Raw genomic sequence first — 18,114 nt, 5'->3', positions numbered from 1 at the left:
GCGACAGGCCGCTTAGGCTCCTGTCCATGATCGTGCATCGCTTCGACGGCATTCTGCGAATTAGCGGCCCGGTTCTCCTTTGAGAGCCGGGGATTTCGCTCGTCCACTCCGCAGAACCGTCTGAAGGCCCGATCACGCCATGTCTAAGACCATGAACACCACTGTCGCATCCGCTTCGGATGCCCGCGTTACCGCGCCCGGTCGCCGCGTCGCCTTTTCCCTGGTCGCCGACGCCGATCCCGGCACCCTGCCTCGCATCCTCGAATATGTCGCCAAGCGCGGGCTGGTCCCGCTGGCCCTGCACAGCCGGCTGACCGACGATACGCTCGCCATCGCCATGGAGGTCGGCGACCTGCCGCAGGCGGAGACCGACCACATCGGCCGCTGCCTGGGACAGATCCCGATGGTGGCGCGGGTTACCGTAGCCGAACTGGCCGCCACCGGATCGGCGGCCGAACTGGTGGCGGAACTGGCTGCGGCGGAATGAGAAAACGGGAAGCCGGTCAGACCGGCTTCCCTGGCTCACTCCCGGGGGCCGTGGCTTCGGTGGCCTGCGACTCCGGCGGCTCGGGATACTGCGACTCGGGAGCCGGTTCCTCGATCTCCGTTCGCATCAGTTCCGCGGCACGCTGCAGCTTGCGGAACTGGACGATGGAGAATGGCAGGCTGACCAGATAGACGGTGCCGACGATGGACAGCGTCCACCAGGGCTGGCTGACCATCATCGCGGCCAGCAGGCCAACGCCAGCCAGCGCCGGTACCACCCAATGGGCCGGAACCCGCGCGCCCTTGAAGGAAAAGGTCGGCAGGGTGCTGACCATCAGCCCGCCGATCAGCAGCGTCCACGGCACGATGACCGCCGGATGGCCGGGATATTGCGGCCCGATCTCGAACCCCAGGATCATCGGCAGCAGCACGAGGCCGGCACCGGCCGGCGCCGGTACGCCGGTGAAGTAGTTGTAGGCCCAGGGCGGCAGATCGACCACGCCGAGACGCGAGTTGAAGCGCGCCAGACGCAACGCACAGCACACGGCATAGGCCATGGCGGCGATCCAGCCCAGGCTGCCCGCCCCGTTCAGCCCCCACAGATACATCATGAAGGCCGGGGCGACGCCGAAGCTGATGGCGTCGGACAGGCTGTCCAACTCCGCCCCGAATTTGCTCTGTCCGTTCAGCAGACGGGCGATGCGGCCGTCCAGCGCGTCCAGGATGGCTGCAATGACGATGGCGATGACCGCCGGCTCCCACCGCCCCTGCATGGCGAATCGGATCGCCGTCAGGCCGGAGCAGAGCGCCAGCACCGTCAGGACGTTCGGCAACAGGTGGTTGATCGACAGCCCTTTCAGCCGTGGATGCGGCCGGCCGGGACGGCGGGCCCGGTGCGGGCGGAAGATTTGCTGGCGGAAGACGGGCGGTCGTTTCATCGCCGCACGTCCCCCTGCCGTTGCGGTTCGGTGCCGTTCAGGTCGGCCAGGATCGTCTCGCCGCCGATGGCGGTCTGGCCGACGCAGACCAGCGGGGCGACGCCGTCGGGAAGATAGATGTCGGTGCGGCTGCCGAAGCGGATAAGGCCGAAGCGCTCGCCTGCCTTCACCTCCTGCCCGGCCTTCACCCACCACAGGATGCGGCGCGCCACCAGCCCGGCGATCTGGACATAGGCGATCTCGCGCCCGTCCGGCAGGCGATGGCGGAAGGCCATGCGTTCATTCTCGTCGCTCGCCTTGTCCAGCGCGGCGTTGACGAAGGTGCCCTTGTGGTATTCCGCCGCCACGATGGTGCCGTCGGCCGGCACGCGGTTGACGTGGACGTTGAAGACGTTGAGGAAGACGCTGATCCGGGTCAGCGCCTTGTCGCCCATGCCCAACTCCTTCGGCGGCACGGCCTGGACGATCATGGTGACGCGTCCGTCGGCCGGACTGACCAACAGGCCGGGCCGCGTCGGCGTCACCCGGTCGGGATCGCGGAAGAAATAGGCGCACCACAGGGTGAGCACCAGGCCGATCCAGCCGAGCGGCGCCCAGACGGCGAGACCGAGGATCAGGGAAACCACGGCGAATCCGGCGATGAAGGGCCAGCCGGCACGGTGGATGGGGACGACGACGGTATCGATGGCGGACATCGCCTGCTTTCTTCGTATTTTCAGACCACAGCGAACAGCCATTCTAGCCGTGCGTTCCGAGCCTTTACAGAATTTTAGCGGCCAGCGCCCATGCTGTCGTTTCCGTCGACCCAGAAGCCGAGCGTGCCGCCTTGTCCGTTCCCGATCTGAAGACCATTCAATCGCTGGCCGAAGTGCCGGACGGCGCCCTGCCGATCAACCCCGGTTCGATCGAGGTGACGCCGGAAGGCGTGCTGGGCATCGCCAAGCCGCCCCGCCCCTGCAAGCTGACCTTCATGGCCGACGGCCTACCCTTCAACGTCGCCGTCCGTCATGAGGGGCCAGAGGAAGGGGGACCGGAGGACGGCGGCGGGTCGATCTGCCAGATCTGGGCCGATGTGGGTCATGTGCCCTACACCGCCCAGGCCCCGGAGCGCCGCCGCGCCCTGCTGGCGGTCCTGCGCGGGATCGAAGGGCTGCCGCATGTCCGCTTCATCGTCCAGGGCGGGCAGAAGATCATCCTGTTCTCGGAAATCCGCCTGGAACACCACGCCTCGCCTGAGGACCTGTTCCACCAGACCACCCTGGTCCTGCAGGAAGCCCGACCGTTCCTGCGGCTGCTGGGCGAGTATCTGTAGAGCGAGACGGCGTCGGGAGACGCCGCTCAGGCGTCCGGCCAGAACGACTCGTCCATCATGTCGGCGAAGCTCCACGGGCATTCCGCCGGAAAGACTCGGCGCGAAATGCCGGTTTCGCGTTCGGCCGCAATCAACGAAAGCCGGTATGCGTCCTCGACGGACTCCCCAAGCGATGACTTGAGGCTCGGATTGTCGCGCAAATGGGCGGCAAGCCGATAGCGCTGCTCCTCAATGCTGAGGCGCCAGCTGTTGCCACGCAACGGCGCCTGATAGCGCCATTTCAGCAGGTGAAGGAGCAGAACGACCAAGCGGTTGACCAGTTCACGCTTCTCGCTCCGCCCCATGCTCTCGATCTCCTCGGCGATGTGCTCGATGTCCGCCGCGTCGAGCTTGCCGGCCCGCAGCAGGGCGGCCTGTTCGTTCGCCCAGGCGTAGAAATCGCGGTCGTAGAGGCTGCTTCCGTCCATCGCCCACCTCCCCACATCGCCGATCCCCACGGGCGGACCGGAGGCTTCCACCCCCGGTCCGCCGCATGGGATCGCAGCGCTTACTTCGGAACCTTGCCCTGCACGCCTTCGACGTACCAGTCCATCTTCAGGATCTGCTCGTCGGTGGCGGACTTGCCTTCCGGGATCACGACCTTGCCGGACTGATCCTTGACCGGGCCCTGGAAGGAGTGGCGCTTGCCCGACACGATGTCGGCCTTGATCTGGTCGGCCAGCTTCACGACATCGGCCGGGATGGCCGGGTTGTAGGGAGCCAGTTCGACCATGCCGGACTTGATGCCGCCCCAGGTGTCGATCGGCTTCCAGGTGCCGTCCAGCACCGCCTTGACGCGGTCGACATAATAGCCGTTCCAGTCCTCGACGATCGCGGTCAGGTGCGACTTCGGACCGAAGCGGGTCATGTCCGACGACTGGCCGACCGACCACAGCCCGCGCTCCTGCGCGGTCTGGATCGGGGCCGGGCTGTCGGTGTGCTGGACGATGATGTCGGCACCCTGGTCGGCCAGAGCCTTGGCGGCCTCGGCTTCCTTGCCGGGATCGTACCAGCTGTTGACCCAGACCACGCGAACCTCGGCCTTCGGGTTTTGCTCGCGCAGCGCGATGGTGAAGGCGTTGATGCCGCTGACCACCTCGGGAATCGGGTAGGAGCCGATATAGCCGATGATGTTCGACTTGGTCATCTTGCCGGCGATGGCGCCGACCACCGTGCGGGCCTCATAGAAGCGGCCCGAATAGGTGGCGACGTTCTCGGCGCGCTTGTAGCCGGTGGCGTGCTCGAACTTCACGTCGGGATGGCGCTTGGCCACCTTCAGCGTCGGGTTCATGAAGCCGAAGGACGTGGTGAAGATCAGCTTGTGGCCGCTGGAGGCCAGTTGCTCGATCACGCGCTCCGCGTCGGCGCCTTCCGGCACATTCTCGACGAAGGTGGTGGTGACCTTATCGCCCAGCGCCTTCTCCACGGCCAGACGGCCCTGATCGTGCTGGTAGCTGTAGCCGTGGTCGCTGACCGGGCCGACATAGACGAATCCGACCTTCAGCTTCTCCTGCGCGAAGGCGGACCCCATGCCCACGCTCAGCGCGACCGCGGCACCGGCCAGGCCCAGCACCGCCTTGCCCATCGTCCTTCTGTTCACGTCGACGCTCCTTGTTCTTCAGTGTCTTTAGATATAGGGGTTGTTTCGATTTCAAAACGACGCGTCAAGCATCGGGATGAAACAGTTTTCCCAGACAGGCCGGCGCGTTCAGGCGGATGCGGGCGACGTCCCGCGAAATCAGCACCAGAACCAGAACGGTAGCGAGATACGGCAGCATCGCCAAGAGCTGCGACGGCACGTCGATGCCCAGCCCCTGAATGTGCAGTTGCAGGATGGTGACGCCGCCGAACAGCCAGGCGCCCAGCATGGCGCGCGCCGGCTTCCAGGTGGCGAAGACCACCAGCGCCAGCGCGATCCAGCCGCGTCCCGACGTCATATTCTCCGCCCACATCGGCGTGTAGTCCATCGACAGGAAGGCGCCGCCCAGCCCGGCCATGGCCCCGCCGAACAGCACCGCCAGGAAGCGGATGCGCAGCACTTTATAACCCAGCGCGTGGGCGGCCGTGTGGTTCTCCCCGACCGCGCGCAGCACCAGACCGGCGCGGGTGCGGTAGAGGAACAGATGCACCAGCGGCACGGCGGCCACCGCCAGATAGACCATGACGTCCTGGCCGAACACCGCCTGTCCCACCACCGGCAGGTCGGTCAGGCCGGGGATGTAAAGCTTCGGCAGCCCGTCCAGCGGGATGCCGACGAAACCCTGGCCGATCAGCGCCGACAAGCCGACGCCGAACAGGGTGAGCGCGAGGCCGGTCGCAACCTGATTGGCCAGCAGGAACAGGGTCAGCACGGCGAACAGCGAGGCGGTGGCGGCACCGGCCAGCGCGGCGACGAGGAAGCCGGCGGTGGCGCTGCCGGTCTGCACCGTCACGGCAAAGCCGCAAACCGCGCCGACCAGCATCATGCCCTCCACACCCAGGTTGAGGACGCCCGACTTCTCGACCACCAGCTCGCCCAATGCTGCGAACAGCAGCGGCGTCGCGGCGGCGAACATGGCGGCCAGGATCGGGCCGATCAGGGCGAGGTCGTTCATGCCGCGGCCCTCCGCGCACCGAAGCGGACCCGGTAGCGGATCAGCACGTCGCTTGCCAGCAGGAAGAACAGAAGCATGCCCTGGAACACTCCGGTGATGGCCTTGGGCAGGCCCATGGCGATCTGCGCCGCCTCGCCGCCGATGAAGGACAGTGCCATCAGCAACGCCGCCAGCAGGATGCCGACCGGATGCAACCGGCCCAGGAAGGCGACGATGATGGCGGTATAGCCGTAGCCGGGCGAGATGCTGGCGGTGATCTGGCCGATCGGGCCAGCGATCTCGCCCATGCCGGCGATGCCGGCGAGCGCGCCGGACAGCAGCAGAGTCAGCCAGACGATGCGCTTCTGGTCGAAACCGGCATAGCCGGCGGCGGCCGGGGTCAGGCCGATCACCTTGATCTGGAAGCCGATGAAGGTGCGCGCGATCAGCAGCCAGCCGCCGGCCACGGCCAGCAGGGCGAAGAGCGCCCCCAGATGGACGCGCGTCCCCGCCCACAGGATCGGCAGCGTGGCATCGGCCTCGAACAGCCGCGATTCGGGGAAGGCGAAGCCGTCCGGGTCGCGGAAGGGGCCATGGACCAGATAGTTCAGCAGCAGCAGAGCCACATAGTTCAGCATCAGGCTGGTCAGGATCTCGCTGGCGTTGAAGCGCAGCCGCAGATAGGCCGGCACCGCAGCCCACACCGCCCCGCCGATGGCCCCGCCTATCACCATCAGCGGCAGCAGCCACCAGCCGCCCTCGCCATAGAAGGCAAGCGCCAGCCCGCCGCCGGTGATTGCGCCCAGCGTCAGCTGTCCTTCGGCACCGATGTTCCAGACATTGGCGCGGAAGCCGATGGCGAGCCCGACGGCGCAGAGCACCAGCGGCGTCGCCTTCACCACCAGCTCGCCCAGCCCACGAACAGAGGTCAGCGGCGCGATGAAGAAGGAATAGAGCGCCTTCAGCGGGTCGAAGCCCATCGCCATGAACAGGATGAAGCCGCTGAACAGGGTCAGCGCCACCGCCAGCAGCGGCGTGGCATAGACCATGGTCTTCGACGCCTGCCCGCGCGGTTCCAGACGGATAAAGCTCATGCGGCGTCTCCGGCGCTCAAAAAACCATCAGACCGCACGCGTGATCTCCCCGTCTTCGTCCGGCGGCGTGCCGAACAGGCCGCCCATCAGCAGGCCGATGCGTTCCACCGTCGTCTCGTGCGTCGGCCGGCTGTCGGACAGGCGACCGTGGAACAGCACGGAAATCCGGTCGCTCAGCACGAACAACTCGTCCAGATCCTGGCTGATGACCAGCACCGCCGCACCCGAGCGCGCCAGATCGATCAGCGCCTTGTGGATCGCCGCCGCGGCACCGGCATCGACGCCCCAGGTCGGCTGGCCGACGACCAAAAGCTTCGGCTTTTGCAAGATTTCGCGGCCGATGATGAATTTCTGCAGATTGCCGCCGGACAGCGACCGCGCTTCCGCCCGATGGCCATGGGCGACGACGTTGAATCCGCGGATGATGGTCTCGGCATAGGCACGGGCGCGGGCGAAATGGACCATGCCGCCGCGCACCAGAGGCTCGCGGGCATAGCCGGACAGCAGCGCGTTCTCCGACAGGCTCAGTTCCGGCACGGCGCCACGGCCCAGCCGCTCCTCCGGCACGAAGGCGAGGCCGAGTTCCCGGCGTGCCCGCGGCCCCATATGCCCGGCAGACGTGCCCTCGATCACCACGGCGTCGGCGTCGGCCAGCAGCACTTCGCCGCTCAGCGCCGCCATCAGCTCCGCCTGACCATTGCCGGCGACACCGGCGATGCCCAGGATCTCGCCCGCCCGCACCTCGAAGCTGACATCCTTCAGGTTGGTGGCGAAGGGATTGTCGGAGGTGGTGGACAGATGGCGCACCGTCAGACGGGCGGCCCCGGCGGCGCCCTGCGGCGGCCGTTCCGGGGTGGACAGCTCCGCCCCCATCATCATCTCGGCGAGGCTGCGTGCGGTCTCCTGCCGCGGATCGGCGGCACCCACCACCTTGCCGGCGCGCAGAACGGTGGCGCGGCTGCACAGCGCGCGGATTTCCTCCAGCTTGTGCGAGATGTAGAGGATCGTGCAGCCTTCGGCGGCCAGGACGCGCAGCGTCTCGAACAGCTTGGCGGCCTCCTGCGGCGTCAGGACCGAGGTCGGCTCGTCCATGATCAGCAGCTTCGGGTCCTGCAACAGGCAGCGCACGATCTCCACCCGCTGCCGCTCGCCCACCGACAGGTGGAAGACATGGCGGCCGGGGTCGAGCGCCAGCCCATAGCGTTCGGACACGGTGCGGATGCGGTCGGCGAGCTGGTCCATCGGCCCGGCATTGTCGAGGCCGAGCGCGATGTTCTCCGTCACCGTCAGGGTGTCGAACAGCGAGAAATGCTGGAACACCATGCCGATGCCGAGCCGGCGGGCGCCGGCCGGATCGGGCACCGTCGTCTCCACCCCCTGCCACAGCATCGTGCCGGAATCGGGGTGCAGCACCCCGTAGATCATCTTGACCAGGGTGGACTTGCCGGCCCCGTTCTCGCCCAGCAGCGCATGGATCTCGCCCGGCTGCAGCACGAGGTCGACATGGTCGTTGGCCAGGCAGCCCGGGAATCGCTTGGTGATGCCGCGCAGCTCCAAACGGGGCGGCGGAGCGTCCGGGGGTGAGGTCTCGGCGTGCGAAGGCAAGGGGGAGCAATCCGGGAAAAGGTCAAACCTGCATGGCATTGCCAAAGCCATGCCACCGCTACCAACAGAGTAATCCGGCGGCACCACCGGCCGTCAACAACCGATCCTCTGCCCAACGGTGATGCATCTGCCGCTTTGGTCATCATGCCACAGTCGGCAGCCGCAACCCAGCCTTCCGCAACGCGGCAGACTCTTGCCAGCGGACCCGTTCGGCCCAACACTTCAGGCTATCGAGTGATGGGGAGGCGAGGATGTCGGCGGGTTACGCAGTGCTGGACCAGCGGAGCGTGGTGGCGGTTTCGGGCGAGGACCGCAAGGCCTTCCTGCAGGGGCTGGTGTCCAACGACGTGCTGCGGGTCACGCCCGACCATGCCGCCTATGCCCTGTTCCTGACCCCGCAGGGCAAGTTCCTGCATGATTTCAGCATCGTCGAGTCGGATGGCGGCGAGGACGCCGTCCTGCTGCTGGATCCGGAAACGGACCGGCGCGCCGATCTGCTGCGGCGGCTGAAGATGTACAAGCTGCGGTCGAAGATCGCCCTGGAAGACCGGGCGGACCGGCTGCGCGTGGTCGCGGCCTTCGGGGACGGGGCGCTGGAGGCGCTGGGTCTGCCGGCCGAACCGGGCGCGGCGCGGCCCTTCGCCGGCGGCGTCGCCTTCACCGATCCGCGGCTGCCGGCCTTGGGCGCCCGCCTGTTCCTGCCTGCCGACGGGCTGGCGGTACTGGAGTCGGCCGGATTGGCGCGACGGGACGTTGCGGACTACGACCGGCTGCGCCTGTCGCTCGGCGTGCCCGACGGCACGCTGGACCTGATCCCGGAGAAGTCGATCCCGCTGGAAAGCCGGATGGACGCGCTGAACGCCATTTCCTGGGACAAGGGCTGCTACATGGGGCAGGAGCTGACCGCCCGCACCAAATACCGCGCCCTCATCAAGAAGAAGCTGTTCCCCGTCACCTTCGACGGCACGGCGCCGGAATCGGGAACTCCGGTGACGCTGGACGGCAAGGATGCCGGCGAGATCCGCAGTGCCCGCGATGGTGCCGCGCTCGCCCTGCTGCGGCTGGAGGATGTGCAGCGCGCGGCCGAAAATGGTCTGACCTTCCAGGCCGGTCCGGTGACGCTGATTCCGCACGAACCGGACTGGGACCACACCTCAAAGGGGTAGTCCCTCACCAAAAGAATTCCCGGAAGGTGAAATAAAACGGGCTCCGTCGCTGTTGTTCCGATGTCTCTCGACACACGAACCTCGTGTTCTCGACACAACGACAAAGGAGCCACCCCCATGCGTCGCATCCTGATCGCTACCGCCGCTTCGCTGGCTCTCATGACCGGAGCCGCCGTCGCACAGACCACTTCGCCGACCGTGGGCAATCCGTCTTCCTCCACCTCCAGCATGTCCAACACCGCAGCCCCGGACGGCACCAAGACCGGCACGACGAAGTCGGATACGATGAAGTCGGACGCCACCAAGTCTGACAGCATGACGTCCGGCAGCGCCGCCACGTCCGGCGGCCTGGGCGGCCAGCTGGCCAGTGCCGACGAGCTGATCGGCAAGAACGTCTACGGCCGCGACAACAACAAGATCGGCGAAATCGAGGACGTCATCCTCGACGCCAACGGCAAGGCCAAGCAGCTGGTCATCAGCTCGGGCGGCTTCCTCGGCATCGGCGAGAAGCAGGTCGCCGTCGATTACAGCGCCGCCAACTGGGATTCGCAGAACAACCGCCTGAACCTGGCCGGCATGAGCCGCGACGACGTGAAGGCGATGCCGGAGTTCAAGTACGACGACACCATGACGTCGCTGAACAAGAGCCGCAAGCCGGCGGAGACCGAGAAGGTCGCGCCGGGCGCCGCCCCGACCGCCGGTTCGACCACCAGCGGTTCGACGACCGGCACCACCACCACGAAGTAAGGGGTTCCAAACGGTGTGGGGGTCTGACACCCCCACACCTCACCCCCGCAGCAAATCCACGAACCGTCTGCAGGCCACGATCTCCGCGCGCACGTTTGCGCGGCGCTTCGTGGCCTCGGCGTCTTCGCCCCATTGCTCGATCTGATAGGTTTCGTCCAGCTGCGAAACCTCGAACGCCTCTTCGGCGCTGAGGCGGCCTTCCAGCAGGGCCAGCGCCACGACGATCGACCCGCAGACGCCGGTCGCGGTCTGCAGCGCCGACAGGTACCAGTCGTCGGTCCGCTCCACCACCCGGCGCAGGGCGCCCAGCGCCTCCTCCGGCTGCGGCTTCGGCATCAGCCCGGCGCAGACATGCAGCGGCGCGTCATAGGTCAGCGCCGCCCAATCCAGCAGCGGCTGCCAGAGCTGTGCCTGCCGTTCCACCAGCGGCTGGGGGTGTTCGGCGCGATAGCACAGCAGGTCGGTGCCGGCATAGGCGCTGATGGCCTGGACGATGTCCGGCCGCTTGGCCGGGATCAGGTCAACGGCGGTGCTCGACAGCTGCATCAGCGGCATGGAATGGGCGTCGATCTGGTCGCCCTGCGCCGCCCATTCGTCGGCCACGCCCTGGGCCAGCGGCCGGCTGGAGAAGACCAGCGGCGCCTTGGCCGGGCTGCGCACCGGACGGCCATCCAGCTCGACCTGAAAGCCGCTCTCGGTCTCGCCGACGCCCGCCGCCTTGTAGAAACGCTTCATCGCTTACCCTTCCAAAAGCTCCAGCACCGCGGTGGCGACGTCACGCCCGCGGTGGACGATGCGGTCGGCCCCGGCCCGCTCCAGCTCCGGCACCGCATGGTACCCCCAGGAGACGCCGACCGACCGCACCCGCGCGTTGCGGGCCATTTGTATGTCGTAGGTCGTGTCGCCGATCACAACCGTCGCCGCCTCGTCCGCACCGGTCTCCGCCAGCGCACGCTGCACCATGTGCGGGTTCGGTTTGCCGGGACCGACATCGGCGGTCTGCAGCGTCACGAAACGACCGGTCAGCCCGTGCCCCTTCAGCACCGCGTCCAACCCGCGCCTAGACTTGCCGGTAGCGACGCCCAGCAGCACGCCCGCTTCCTCCAGAACCGCCAGCGTGTCGACGATGCCGGGAAAGAGCGGCTCGTCCACCTCGCCGCGGCTGCGGGCGGATGAGAAGGCGCGCTTGTAGCTCTCCGCCACCGCGACATGCAGGTCAGCGTCACGTTGCGGCAGCAGCAGGGCCACCGCCTCCACCAGCGACAGGCCGACCATGCGGCGGACATCGGCCGGGTCGGGTTCGCCCAGTCCATGCTCGGCCCAGGCCTGGGTCATGGCGTCGATGATGGCGAACTGGCTGTCGACCAGCGTGCCGTCGCAATCGAACAGCGCGAGACGCAGTGGCGATTTCCCCAAGGGGGCCATCACTCGAAATCCTCGAACGGGTCGTCGCGCAGGTTGGGGCTGAAACCGAAATACTTCCAGGTCGCCTGCATGTGGTCGGGCAGCGGCGCCGTCACGTCGATGGTCTTGCCGCCGCGCGGGTGCGGCAGGATCAGTCGGCGGGCATGCAGGTGCAGCTTCTTCGCCACCTCCGCCCCGGCCAGGAAGGCGCCCTGCCCGGCATATTTGCCGTCGCCCAGAATCGGCGTGCCGACGGCGGCCATGTGGACGCGCAGCTGGTGGGTGCGGCCGGTCAGCGGCCACATGGCGACGAAGGCCGCCTGCTTGCCGACATTCTCCTGCACCGAATAGACGGTGACGGCGCGCTTGCCCTCTTCCTTGTTCTCGGCCACGCGCTCGCCATGCGGGCCGCCTTCCTTGGCCAGCGCGAGGTCGATCTTGCCCTGGTAGGGCGTCGGCACGCCGACGGTGACGGCCCAATAGATCTTGCGCACGGCACTGCCGCGGAACAGCTCCGTCAGCTTGCTGGCGGCGAAGGTGGTGCGGGCCAGCAACAGCACGCCCGAGGTGTCCTTGTCCAGCCGGTGGACCAGCTTCGGCCGCTCGTTGCCGTCGAAGCGCAGGGCGTCCAGCATGGCGTCCAGATGCTTGGAGGTGCCGGTGCCGCCCTGCACCGCCAGACCGGCCGGCTTGTTGATGGCGATGACATCGGCGTCACGGTAGAGCACCAGTGCCTGCAGCTCGGCGATCTGCTTGTCCGACATGCCCTTGGGCTTGCTGGCCCCCTGACTCGGCCCCCTGACCGGCGCGGCCCAGGCGGCCAGCGGCGGGATGCGCACGCCCTGCTTGGCGACCAACCGCGTCGACGTCTCCGCCCGCTTGCCGTCGACACGGACCTGACCGGTGCGCAGCAGCTTTTGCAGGTAGCTGTGGTTCACGTCGGGGAAATGCCGCTTGAACCAGCGGTCGAGCCGCATGTCGGCCTCGTCGGCCGTGACGATGCGGGTTTCGACCTTGCTGTCGCTTTTGGCTTCAGTCGACGTGGTATCAGCGTGATCGGGAGAGTCAGTCATCAGATGGACACCGAAACAAGAGAACGCACGGCCCACAGGCCGGCAAAGAAGCCCACCACGCTGAACAGCGTCGAGGCGAGGAAGTATCCCGCCGCCGCGGCGATCTCGTCACGGGCGACGAGGACGCCGATGTCCAGCGTGAAGGAGGAGAAGGTGGTGAAGCCGCCGAGCACACCCACCAGCAGCAGGGCGCGGATTTCCGGCGACGGCGACCATGTCAGACTCGCCAGTTCCGACAGCACCCCCATCACCGTGCAGCCGATCACGTTGACGATGATCGTCCCCATCGGAAAACGGGTGCCGACCCACTGCGCGATCAGCAGCAGCGTCAGATAACGCGCCACCGATCCGGCGGCACCTCCGGCGGCAACGGCGAGCAATGACAGGGGGGATGCGAGCACGGCGCCTCCGGACGAGCGCTTGAAACGGGAAACGAGGGTCGAGCGCCGGATTAGAGCCAGAAACCGGCGGACTTGTCACGCGATGGACTATCGCGGCAGGATCGTCGGCATGGAAACCCTCCCCATTCCCCTGCCCACCAACACCGCTTTGCTGCTCGTCGACCTGCAAAAGGCCATCGACGACCCGCGCTGGAGCCATCTCGGCCCGCGCAACAACCCGCAAGCCGAAGCCAGCGTCGCGGCCTTGCTGGCCGCGTGGCGGCGCGAGGGACGGCCCATCGTCCATATCCGCCACGATTCGACGGAGCCCGACTCCACCTACCGCCCCGGCAGCCCTGGCCACGCCTTCAAGGACGAGGCGATGCCGCTGCCCGGCGAGACGGTGATCGGCAAGCGGGTGAACAGCGCCTTCATCGGCACCGGCCTGGACGACTGGCTGCGCGCCCGCGGCATCGGCACGCTGGTGGTGGCCGGAGTCATCACCAACAACAGCGTCGAAGCGACGGTGCGGATGGCCGGCAACCTCGGCTACGACGTGCGTCTGGCGGCCGACGCCTGCTTCACCTTCGCCAGGAAAGACCGATCGGGGAGGCTGCGCACGGCCGAAGAGGTCCATGACCTGTCGCTCGCCAACATGGACGGAGAGTATGCGACGGTGGTGGAGACGGCGGAACTGTTGGAGTGATTGCCCTCTCCCCGACCCTCCCCCGCTTCGCGGGAGAGGGAGTTAAGCGCAAGAGCGGCGGAGTTCCCTCTCCCGCCAGAGGCGGGGGAGGGCTAGGGAGGGGGCAAGAGCACCCCCTACGCCAGCTTCGCCTTCAAAAACTCCACCGTCCGCTTCCAGGCCAGATCGGCGGCATCCTTGTTGTAGCGTTCGGCCGAGGTGTCGTTATGGAAGGCGTGGTTGACGCCCTCGTACACGTAAATCTGATGCTCGACGCCGGCTTTCTTCAGCGCCTCGTCGTAAGCGGGGATGCCGGCGTTCACGCGCTGGTCCAGCCCGGCATAGTGCAGAAGCAGCGGCGACTTCACCGTACCGACCAGCGCCGGGTCGGGAGTCGGGCCGTAGAAGGCGACGCCGGCCTTCAGGTCGGGCGCTTTGATCGCCAGCCGGTTGATCATGCCGCCGCCCCAGCAGAAGCCGACCGCCCCGACCTTGGCCGAGGAATAGCGGTAGGCCATCAGATAACTCATGGCCGCGACGAGGTTGTTGACCGTCTTGTCGGCGTCGAGCTGGCCGATCAGGTCGCGGGCCTTGTCGGCATCCTGCGGCGTACCGCCCAGCGGCGACAGCAGGTCCGGCGCCATCGCCACGAAGCCTTCGGTGGCAAGGCGGCGGGTGACATCCTCGACATAGGCGTTCAGGCCGCGATTCTCGTGGATGACCAGCACCGCCGGAGCCTTGTCGATCAGCTTCGGCCGGGCGAGATAGCCGGACACGTCGCCGGTCGCCCCCTGGAAGCTGATCTTTTCCGCGGCCAGACGGGTGTCGTCCTCACCGACGATGGCGGCGCGGGCATAGTTCGGCTCGATCGCCGCCAGGATCGCGGGGATCGCCGCCACACCGCCAGCCATTGCTGCCAGCCGTTCCAAAAAGACCCGACGCGGCAACGGCGCGTGGGTGTATTCGTCGTAGAGGTCGATGATCCGCTGGTCCATCCCCGATGCCCCCTGTCTTGTCGGTGCCGCAGCTCAGCCGGTGCGGTCGCGCATGAGAGTGGGGGCGCCGCGCCGGCTTGGCAACCAGGGGGAGGTTCCGCTTTCGGTCTATGACGCTTCTTATGATGCTTCCGGCGCGACCTCGCTCAGCGGCACCAGTTCCGACGGCTGATATTCCACCAGATGCCCGTCGCGCATCTCCAGAACCCGGTCCATGCGGCGGGCGAGGTCCAGATTGTGGGTCGCCACCAGGGCGCCGACCTTGGCCTGCCGGACGATGGCCGACAGCATGGCGAAGACATGCTCCGCCGTGTGGGGATCGAGGTTGCCGGTCGGCTCGTCGGCGATCAGCAGCGACGGGGCGTTGGCCAGCGCACGGGCGATGGCGACGCGCTGCTGCTCGCCACCGGACAGGCGGGCCGGCCGGTGGGTGCCGCGCTGCTCCAGCCCGACCATGCGCAGAAGCTCGTCCGCGCGCTGCCGGGCGACCGACTTCGACACGCCGGCGATCATCTGCGGCAGGACGATGTTCTCCCGCGCCGAAAACTCCGGCAACAGGTGGTGGAACTGGTAGACGAAGCCGATGGAGCGGCGCCGCACCTCGGTCCGCTTGCCGTCGTCCAGGTTGGACACGTCGGTGCCGGCGATGCGCACGACGCCGTCGGTCGGCCGTTCCAGCAGGCCGGCGATGTGCAGCAGCGTCGATTTGCCGGCACCCGACGGGCCGACCAGCGCCACCAGCTCGCCGGCGCCGACGGTCAGGTCGACCCCGCGCAGCACCTCCAGCGTCTCGCCCGCCTGTTCGAAGCGGCGGACGATGCCCTTCAGTTCCAGCATCGGCTGCATAACCGCGTCACTCATAGCGCAGGGCCTCCACCGGGTCGAGCCGGGCGGCGCGCCAGGACGGGTAGATGGTGGCGGCGAAGGACAGGCCCAGCGCCATCAGCGTCACCTGAATGACCTCGCTCCAGTCGATCTTCGCAGGCAGGTGGGACAGGAAATAGATCTCGGCATTGAACAGGTTGGTGCCGGTCAGCCCCTGGATGACCTGCCGGATGCTCTCGATGTTCAGCGCGAAGGACACGCCGAGCGCGAGACCCAGCAAGGTCCCCGTCACCCCGACGCTGGCGCCGGACAGGAAGAAGATGCGCATGATCATGCCGCGCGTCGCCCCCATGGTGCGCAGGATCGCGATGTCGCGCCCCTTGTCCTTCACCAGCATGATCAGACTGGAGATGATGTTGAAGGCGGCGACCATGATGATCAGCGACAGGATCAGGAACATCACGTTGCGTTCGACCTGCAGCGCCGTGAAGAAGCTGGCGTTCGACTGCTGCCAGTCGACCACCCTGCCCTCCCCGGCGACCGCCGATTGAACGGCGGCGCGGGCGGACGCGATCTGCATCGGGTCGCTCACGAAGACCTCCAGCGAGGTCACGGCGTCGCCGGTGCGGAAGAAGGCCTGCGCCTCCTCCAGCGGCAGGAAGATGAAGCTGTTGTCGTATTCGAACATGCCGACGTCGAAGATTGCGCCGATCGGGTAGCTGCGCATCCGCGGCACGGTGCCAAAAGCGGTGACGTTGCCCTGGGGTGCGATCAGCGTGATCTGGTCGCCGACCGACAGCCCCAGCCGTTGGGCCATGCGCACGCCGATGGCGACGCGGTCCTCGCCGAACTCATCGACCGAACCGCGGATGACGTTGTTGGCGAGCGTCGGTCGCACCTTGAAATCCTCCGCCCGCACGCCGCGGATGACGGCACCCGACGCCGCGCCGCGCACCGACACCAGCGCCTGCCCCTCGACCGTCGGGGTGACGTTGACCACGCCCGGCGTGTTGCGCAGCTTGCCGGCCAGAATGTCGAAGTCCGGCAGCGGCCCGCCTCGTGAACTGTAGACGTTGAGATGCCCGTTCAGACCGAGCACCCGGCCCAGCAGCTCTGCCCGGAAGCCGTTCATCACCGCCATGACAATGATGAGCGTCGCCACGCCGAGCGCGATGCCCAGCAACGAGAACCCCGCGATGACCGAGATGAACCCTTCCTGGCGGCGCGCCCGAAGGTAACGCATCGCGACCATGCGTTCGAAGGCGTTGAAGATCATGCGGCTGGGATCCTGTGGGGAGGCCCTGTGGGCGGGCGGAAACGATGCCCTAGATAAGAACGTGAGCGTGGCGGGAAAAGGGCAAAGCCCGGATCGCCGACTTGGGCGATCCGGGCTTCCTCTTCGAGCTAAGCCGATCAGCCCAGCAGCTTCGCCAGCGCCGCCTTGACCGGCAGCTCTTCCTTCTCGCCGGTGGCGCGGCGCTTCAGTTCGACGACACCGTTCTTCAGGCCGCGCGGGCCGACGACCAGCTGCCAAGGAACGCCGATCAGGTCCATGTCGGCGAACTTGGCGCCGGGACGCTCGTCGCGGTCGTCATAGGCGACCTCCAGGCCGGCCGATTCCAGCTTCGCATACAGCTCGGCGCAGACGCGGTCGGTCTCGGCGTCGCCGGACTTCAGGTTGATCAGGCCGACGTTGAAGGGCGCGACGGCGTCCGGCCAGATGATGCCGTTGTCATCGTGGCTGGCCTCGATGATCGCACCCATCAGACGCGACACGCCGATGCCGTAGCTGCCCATCTCCACCGGGATCGATTCGCCGTTCGGGCCGGCGACCACCGCGTTCATCGGCTTGGAGTATTTGGTGCCGAAGTTGAAGATGTGGCCGACCTCGATGCCGCGGGCCGACACCAGATCCGACTCCGGCACCGGGCTGTTGGCCGGGTCGTGCTTCTCGTCGGTCGCCGCATAGATGCCGGTGACGCGGTCGAAGAAGGGCTGCAGGTCGTCCTCGATGCCGGGGGCGTCCTTCAGCACGTCCAGGGTCATCCAGTCCTTGTGGCAGAAGACGCCGCTCTCGCCGGTCTCGGCCAGGATGATGAATTCGTGGCTCAGGTCGCCGCCGATCGGGCCGGTGTCGGCACGCATCGGGATCGCCTTCAGCCCGATGCGGGCGAAGGTGCGCAGATAGGCCAGGAACATCTTCTGATACGAACGGCGCGCGCTGTCCGCATCGATGTCGAAGGAATAGGCGTCCTTCATCAGGAATTCGCGGCCGCGCATCACGCCGAAGCGCGGGCGGATCTCGTCACGGAACTTCCACTGGATATGGTAGAGGTTCAGCGGCAACTGGCGGTAGCTCTTGACGAAGGAGCGGAAGATGTCGGTGATCATCTCCTCGTTCGTCGGGCCGAACAGCATCTCGCGATCGTGACGGTCGGTGATGCGCAGCATCTCCTTGCCGTAATCGTCGTAACGACCGCTCTCGCGCCACAGATCGGCCGACTGGATGGTCGGCATCAGCAGTTCCTGCGCACCGGCGGCGTCCTGCTCTTCGCGGACGATCTGCTCGATCTTGCGCAGAACCCGATAGCCCAGCGGCAGCCAGGCATAGATGCCGGCGCTGGTCTGGCGGATCATCCCGGCCCGCAGCATCAGGCGGTGCGAGACGATCTGCGCCTCGGTCGGGGTCTCGTTGAGGGTCGGCATGAAGAAGCTGGACAGCCGCATGGCTCTGCTCTCGTGTGCGAGGTGTTCGACAAGGCCGCGCACACATGGCTCCTGCGGACAGGAAC

Annotated in this window: 20 protein-coding genes; 5 read left to right on the top strand and 15 right to left on the bottom strand. The window is 67.1% G+C overall.

Annotated elements, in window-relative coordinates; all coding sequences use genetic code 11:
• The first annotated feature begins 139 nt into the window (after nt 1-139).
• Nucleotides 140-487: a hypothetical protein gene (locus tag TSO5_RS08620; protein WP_109151204.1), complete on the top strand. Its 348-nt coding sequence runs from the start codon at nt 140-142 to the stop codon at nt 485-487.
• A gap of 16 nt (nt 488-503) precedes the next feature.
• Here the strand turns inward: TSO5_RS08620 and TSO5_RS08615 are convergent, their stop codons facing one another.
• Together TSO5_RS08615 and TSO5_RS08610 are read right to left on the bottom strand one after the other, a co-directional pair.
• On the bottom strand, nt 504-1,424 hold the full coding sequence (locus TSO5_RS08615) for a phosphatidylcholine/phosphatidylserine synthase (protein ID WP_109151203.1): 921 nt from the start codon (nt 1,422-1,424) through the stop codon (nt 504-506).
• Nucleotides 1,421-2,119: a phosphatidylserine decarboxylase gene (locus TSO5_RS08610; protein WP_244560841.1), complete on the bottom strand. Its 699-nt coding sequence runs from the start codon at nt 2,117-2,119 to the stop codon at nt 1,421-1,423. Before TSO5_RS08610 ends, TSO5_RS08615 begins: the two co-directional genes overlap by 4 nt.
• Before the next feature lie 131 nt (nt 2,120-2,250).
• On the opposite strand from TSO5_RS08610, the gene TSO5_RS08605 reads away from it, so the two are divergent.
• Nucleotides 2,251-2,736 (top strand): hypothetical protein, encoded by a 486-nt coding sequence (locus TSO5_RS08605; RefSeq protein ID WP_109151202.1) that lies wholly within the window; start codon nt 2,251-2,253, stop codon nt 2,734-2,736.
• Between the two features lie 26 nt (nt 2,737-2,762).
• On the opposite strand, the gene TSO5_RS08600 is transcribed toward TSO5_RS08605, so the two are convergent.
• From TSO5_RS08600 to TSO5_RS08580, 5 genes are all read right to left on the bottom strand, one after another.
• Nucleotides 2,763-3,203: a DUF29 domain-containing protein gene (locus TSO5_RS08600; RefSeq protein WP_109151201.1), complete on the bottom strand. Its 441-nt coding sequence runs from the start codon at nt 3,201-3,203 to the stop codon at nt 2,763-2,765.
• 80 nt (nt 3,204-3,283) lie between these two features.
• Complete coding sequence (locus TSO5_RS08595) at nt 3,284-4,360, bottom strand: BMP family ABC transporter substrate-binding protein (protein ID WP_109151200.1); 1,077 nt, start codon at nt 4,358-4,360, stop codon at nt 3,284-3,286.
• Nucleotides 4,361-4,439: 79 nt separating this feature from the next.
• The gene (locus TSO5_RS08590) at nt 4,440-5,369 is read right to left on the bottom strand and encodes an ABC transporter permease (RefSeq protein WP_109151199.1); all 930 of its coding nucleotides are present in this window, start codon (nt 5,367-5,369) and stop codon (nt 4,440-4,442) included.
• Entirely contained in the window at nt 5,366-6,442 is a 1,077-nt protein-coding gene (locus TSO5_RS08585) for an ABC transporter permease (RefSeq protein WP_109151198.1), read from the bottom strand. The genes TSO5_RS08590 and TSO5_RS08585 overlap by 4 nt, the downstream gene beginning before the upstream one ends.
• Nucleotides 6,443-6,469: 27 nt before the next feature.
• On the bottom strand, nt 6,470-8,047 hold the full coding sequence (locus TSO5_RS08580; protein WP_109151197.1) for an ABC transporter ATP-binding protein: 1,578 nt from the start codon (nt 8,045-8,047) through the stop codon (nt 6,470-6,472).
• A gap of 251 nt (nt 8,048-8,298) precedes the next feature.
• Between TSO5_RS08580 and TSO5_RS08575 the strand changes: the two genes are divergently transcribed.
• A complete protein-coding gene (locus TSO5_RS08575) occupies nt 8,299-9,213 on the top strand; it encodes a folate-binding protein YgfZ (RefSeq protein ID WP_109151196.1) in 915 nt (304 codons plus the stop codon).
• A 117-nt stretch (nt 9,214-9,330) separates the two neighbouring features.
• Complete coding sequence (locus tag TSO5_RS08570) at nt 9,331-9,960, top strand: PRC-barrel domain-containing protein (protein WP_109151195.1); 630 nt, start codon at nt 9,331-9,333, stop codon at nt 9,958-9,960.
• A gap of 39 nt (nt 9,961-9,999) precedes the next feature.
• Here TSO5_RS08570 and TSO5_RS08565 read toward each other — a convergent pair whose 3' ends face one another.
• From TSO5_RS08565 to crcB, 4 genes are read right to left on the bottom strand one after another with little or no spacing between them, the layout of a single operon-like run.
• Nucleotides 10,000-10,695, bottom strand: a complete 696-nt coding sequence (locus TSO5_RS08565) for an ATP12 family protein (RefSeq protein WP_109151194.1) — start codon at nt 10,693-10,695, stop codon at nt 10,000-10,002.
• 3 nt (nt 10,696-10,698) lie between these two features.
• Nucleotides 10,699-11,385 carry an HAD-IA family hydrolase gene (locus TSO5_RS08560; RefSeq protein ID WP_109151193.1) on the bottom strand — a complete coding sequence of 229 codons (687 nt, stop codon included), beginning with the start codon at nt 11,383-11,385 and terminating at the stop codon, nt 10,699-10,701.
• Nucleotides 11,385-12,437 carry an RluA family pseudouridine synthase gene (locus tag TSO5_RS08555; RefSeq protein ID WP_109151192.1) on the bottom strand — a complete coding sequence of 351 codons (1,053 nt, stop codon included), beginning with the start codon at nt 12,435-12,437 and terminating at the stop codon, nt 11,385-11,387. The genes TSO5_RS08560 and TSO5_RS08555 overlap by 1 nt, the downstream gene beginning before the upstream one ends.
• Complete coding sequence (gene crcB, locus TSO5_RS08550; RefSeq protein WP_109151191.1) at nt 12,437-12,838, bottom strand: fluoride efflux transporter CrcB; 402 nt, start codon at nt 12,836-12,838, stop codon at nt 12,437-12,439. The genes TSO5_RS08555 and crcB overlap by 1 nt, the downstream gene beginning before the upstream one ends.
• Before the next feature lie 109 nt (nt 12,839-12,947).
• Here crcB and TSO5_RS08545 point away from each other — a divergent pair, with 109 nt between their 5' ends.
• Complete coding sequence (locus TSO5_RS08545) at nt 12,948-13,523, top strand: cysteine hydrolase family protein (protein ID WP_109151240.1); 576 nt, start codon at nt 12,948-12,950, stop codon at nt 13,521-13,523.
• A 116-nt stretch (nt 13,524-13,639) separates the two neighbouring features.
• Here the strand turns inward: TSO5_RS08545 and TSO5_RS08540 are convergent, their stop codons facing one another.
• From TSO5_RS08540 to proS, 4 genes are all read right to left on the bottom strand, one after another.
• Complete coding sequence (locus TSO5_RS08540; protein WP_109151190.1) at nt 13,640-14,497, bottom strand: dienelactone hydrolase family protein; 858 nt, start codon at nt 14,495-14,497, stop codon at nt 13,640-13,642.
• Nucleotides 14,498-14,617: 120 nt separating this feature from the next.
• Nucleotides 14,618-15,358, bottom strand: a complete 741-nt coding sequence (locus TSO5_RS08535; RefSeq protein ID WP_109151189.1) for an ABC transporter ATP-binding protein — start codon at nt 15,356-15,358, stop codon at nt 14,618-14,620.
• Complete coding sequence (locus tag TSO5_RS08530; RefSeq protein ID WP_109151188.1) at nt 15,351-16,598, bottom strand: lipoprotein-releasing ABC transporter permease subunit; 1,248 nt, start codon at nt 16,596-16,598, stop codon at nt 15,351-15,353. The genes TSO5_RS08535 and TSO5_RS08530 overlap by 8 nt, the downstream gene beginning before the upstream one ends.
• Nucleotides 16,599-16,735: 137 nt before the next feature.
• Nucleotides 16,736-18,049 (bottom strand): proline--tRNA ligase, encoded by a 1,314-nt coding sequence (gene proS / locus TSO5_RS08525; protein ID WP_109151187.1) that lies wholly within the window; start codon nt 18,047-18,049, stop codon nt 16,736-16,738.
• Nucleotides 18,050-18,114 lie beyond the last annotated feature (65 nt).

It is taken from the genome of Azospirillum sp. TSO5 (assembly GCF_003116065.1).
Taxonomy (GTDB): Bacteria; Pseudomonadota; Alphaproteobacteria; order Azospirillales; family Azospirillaceae; genus Azospirillum.
Note: the sequence above shows the minus strand (reverse complement) of the source record. Positions and strands in the feature narration are given on the sequence as shown.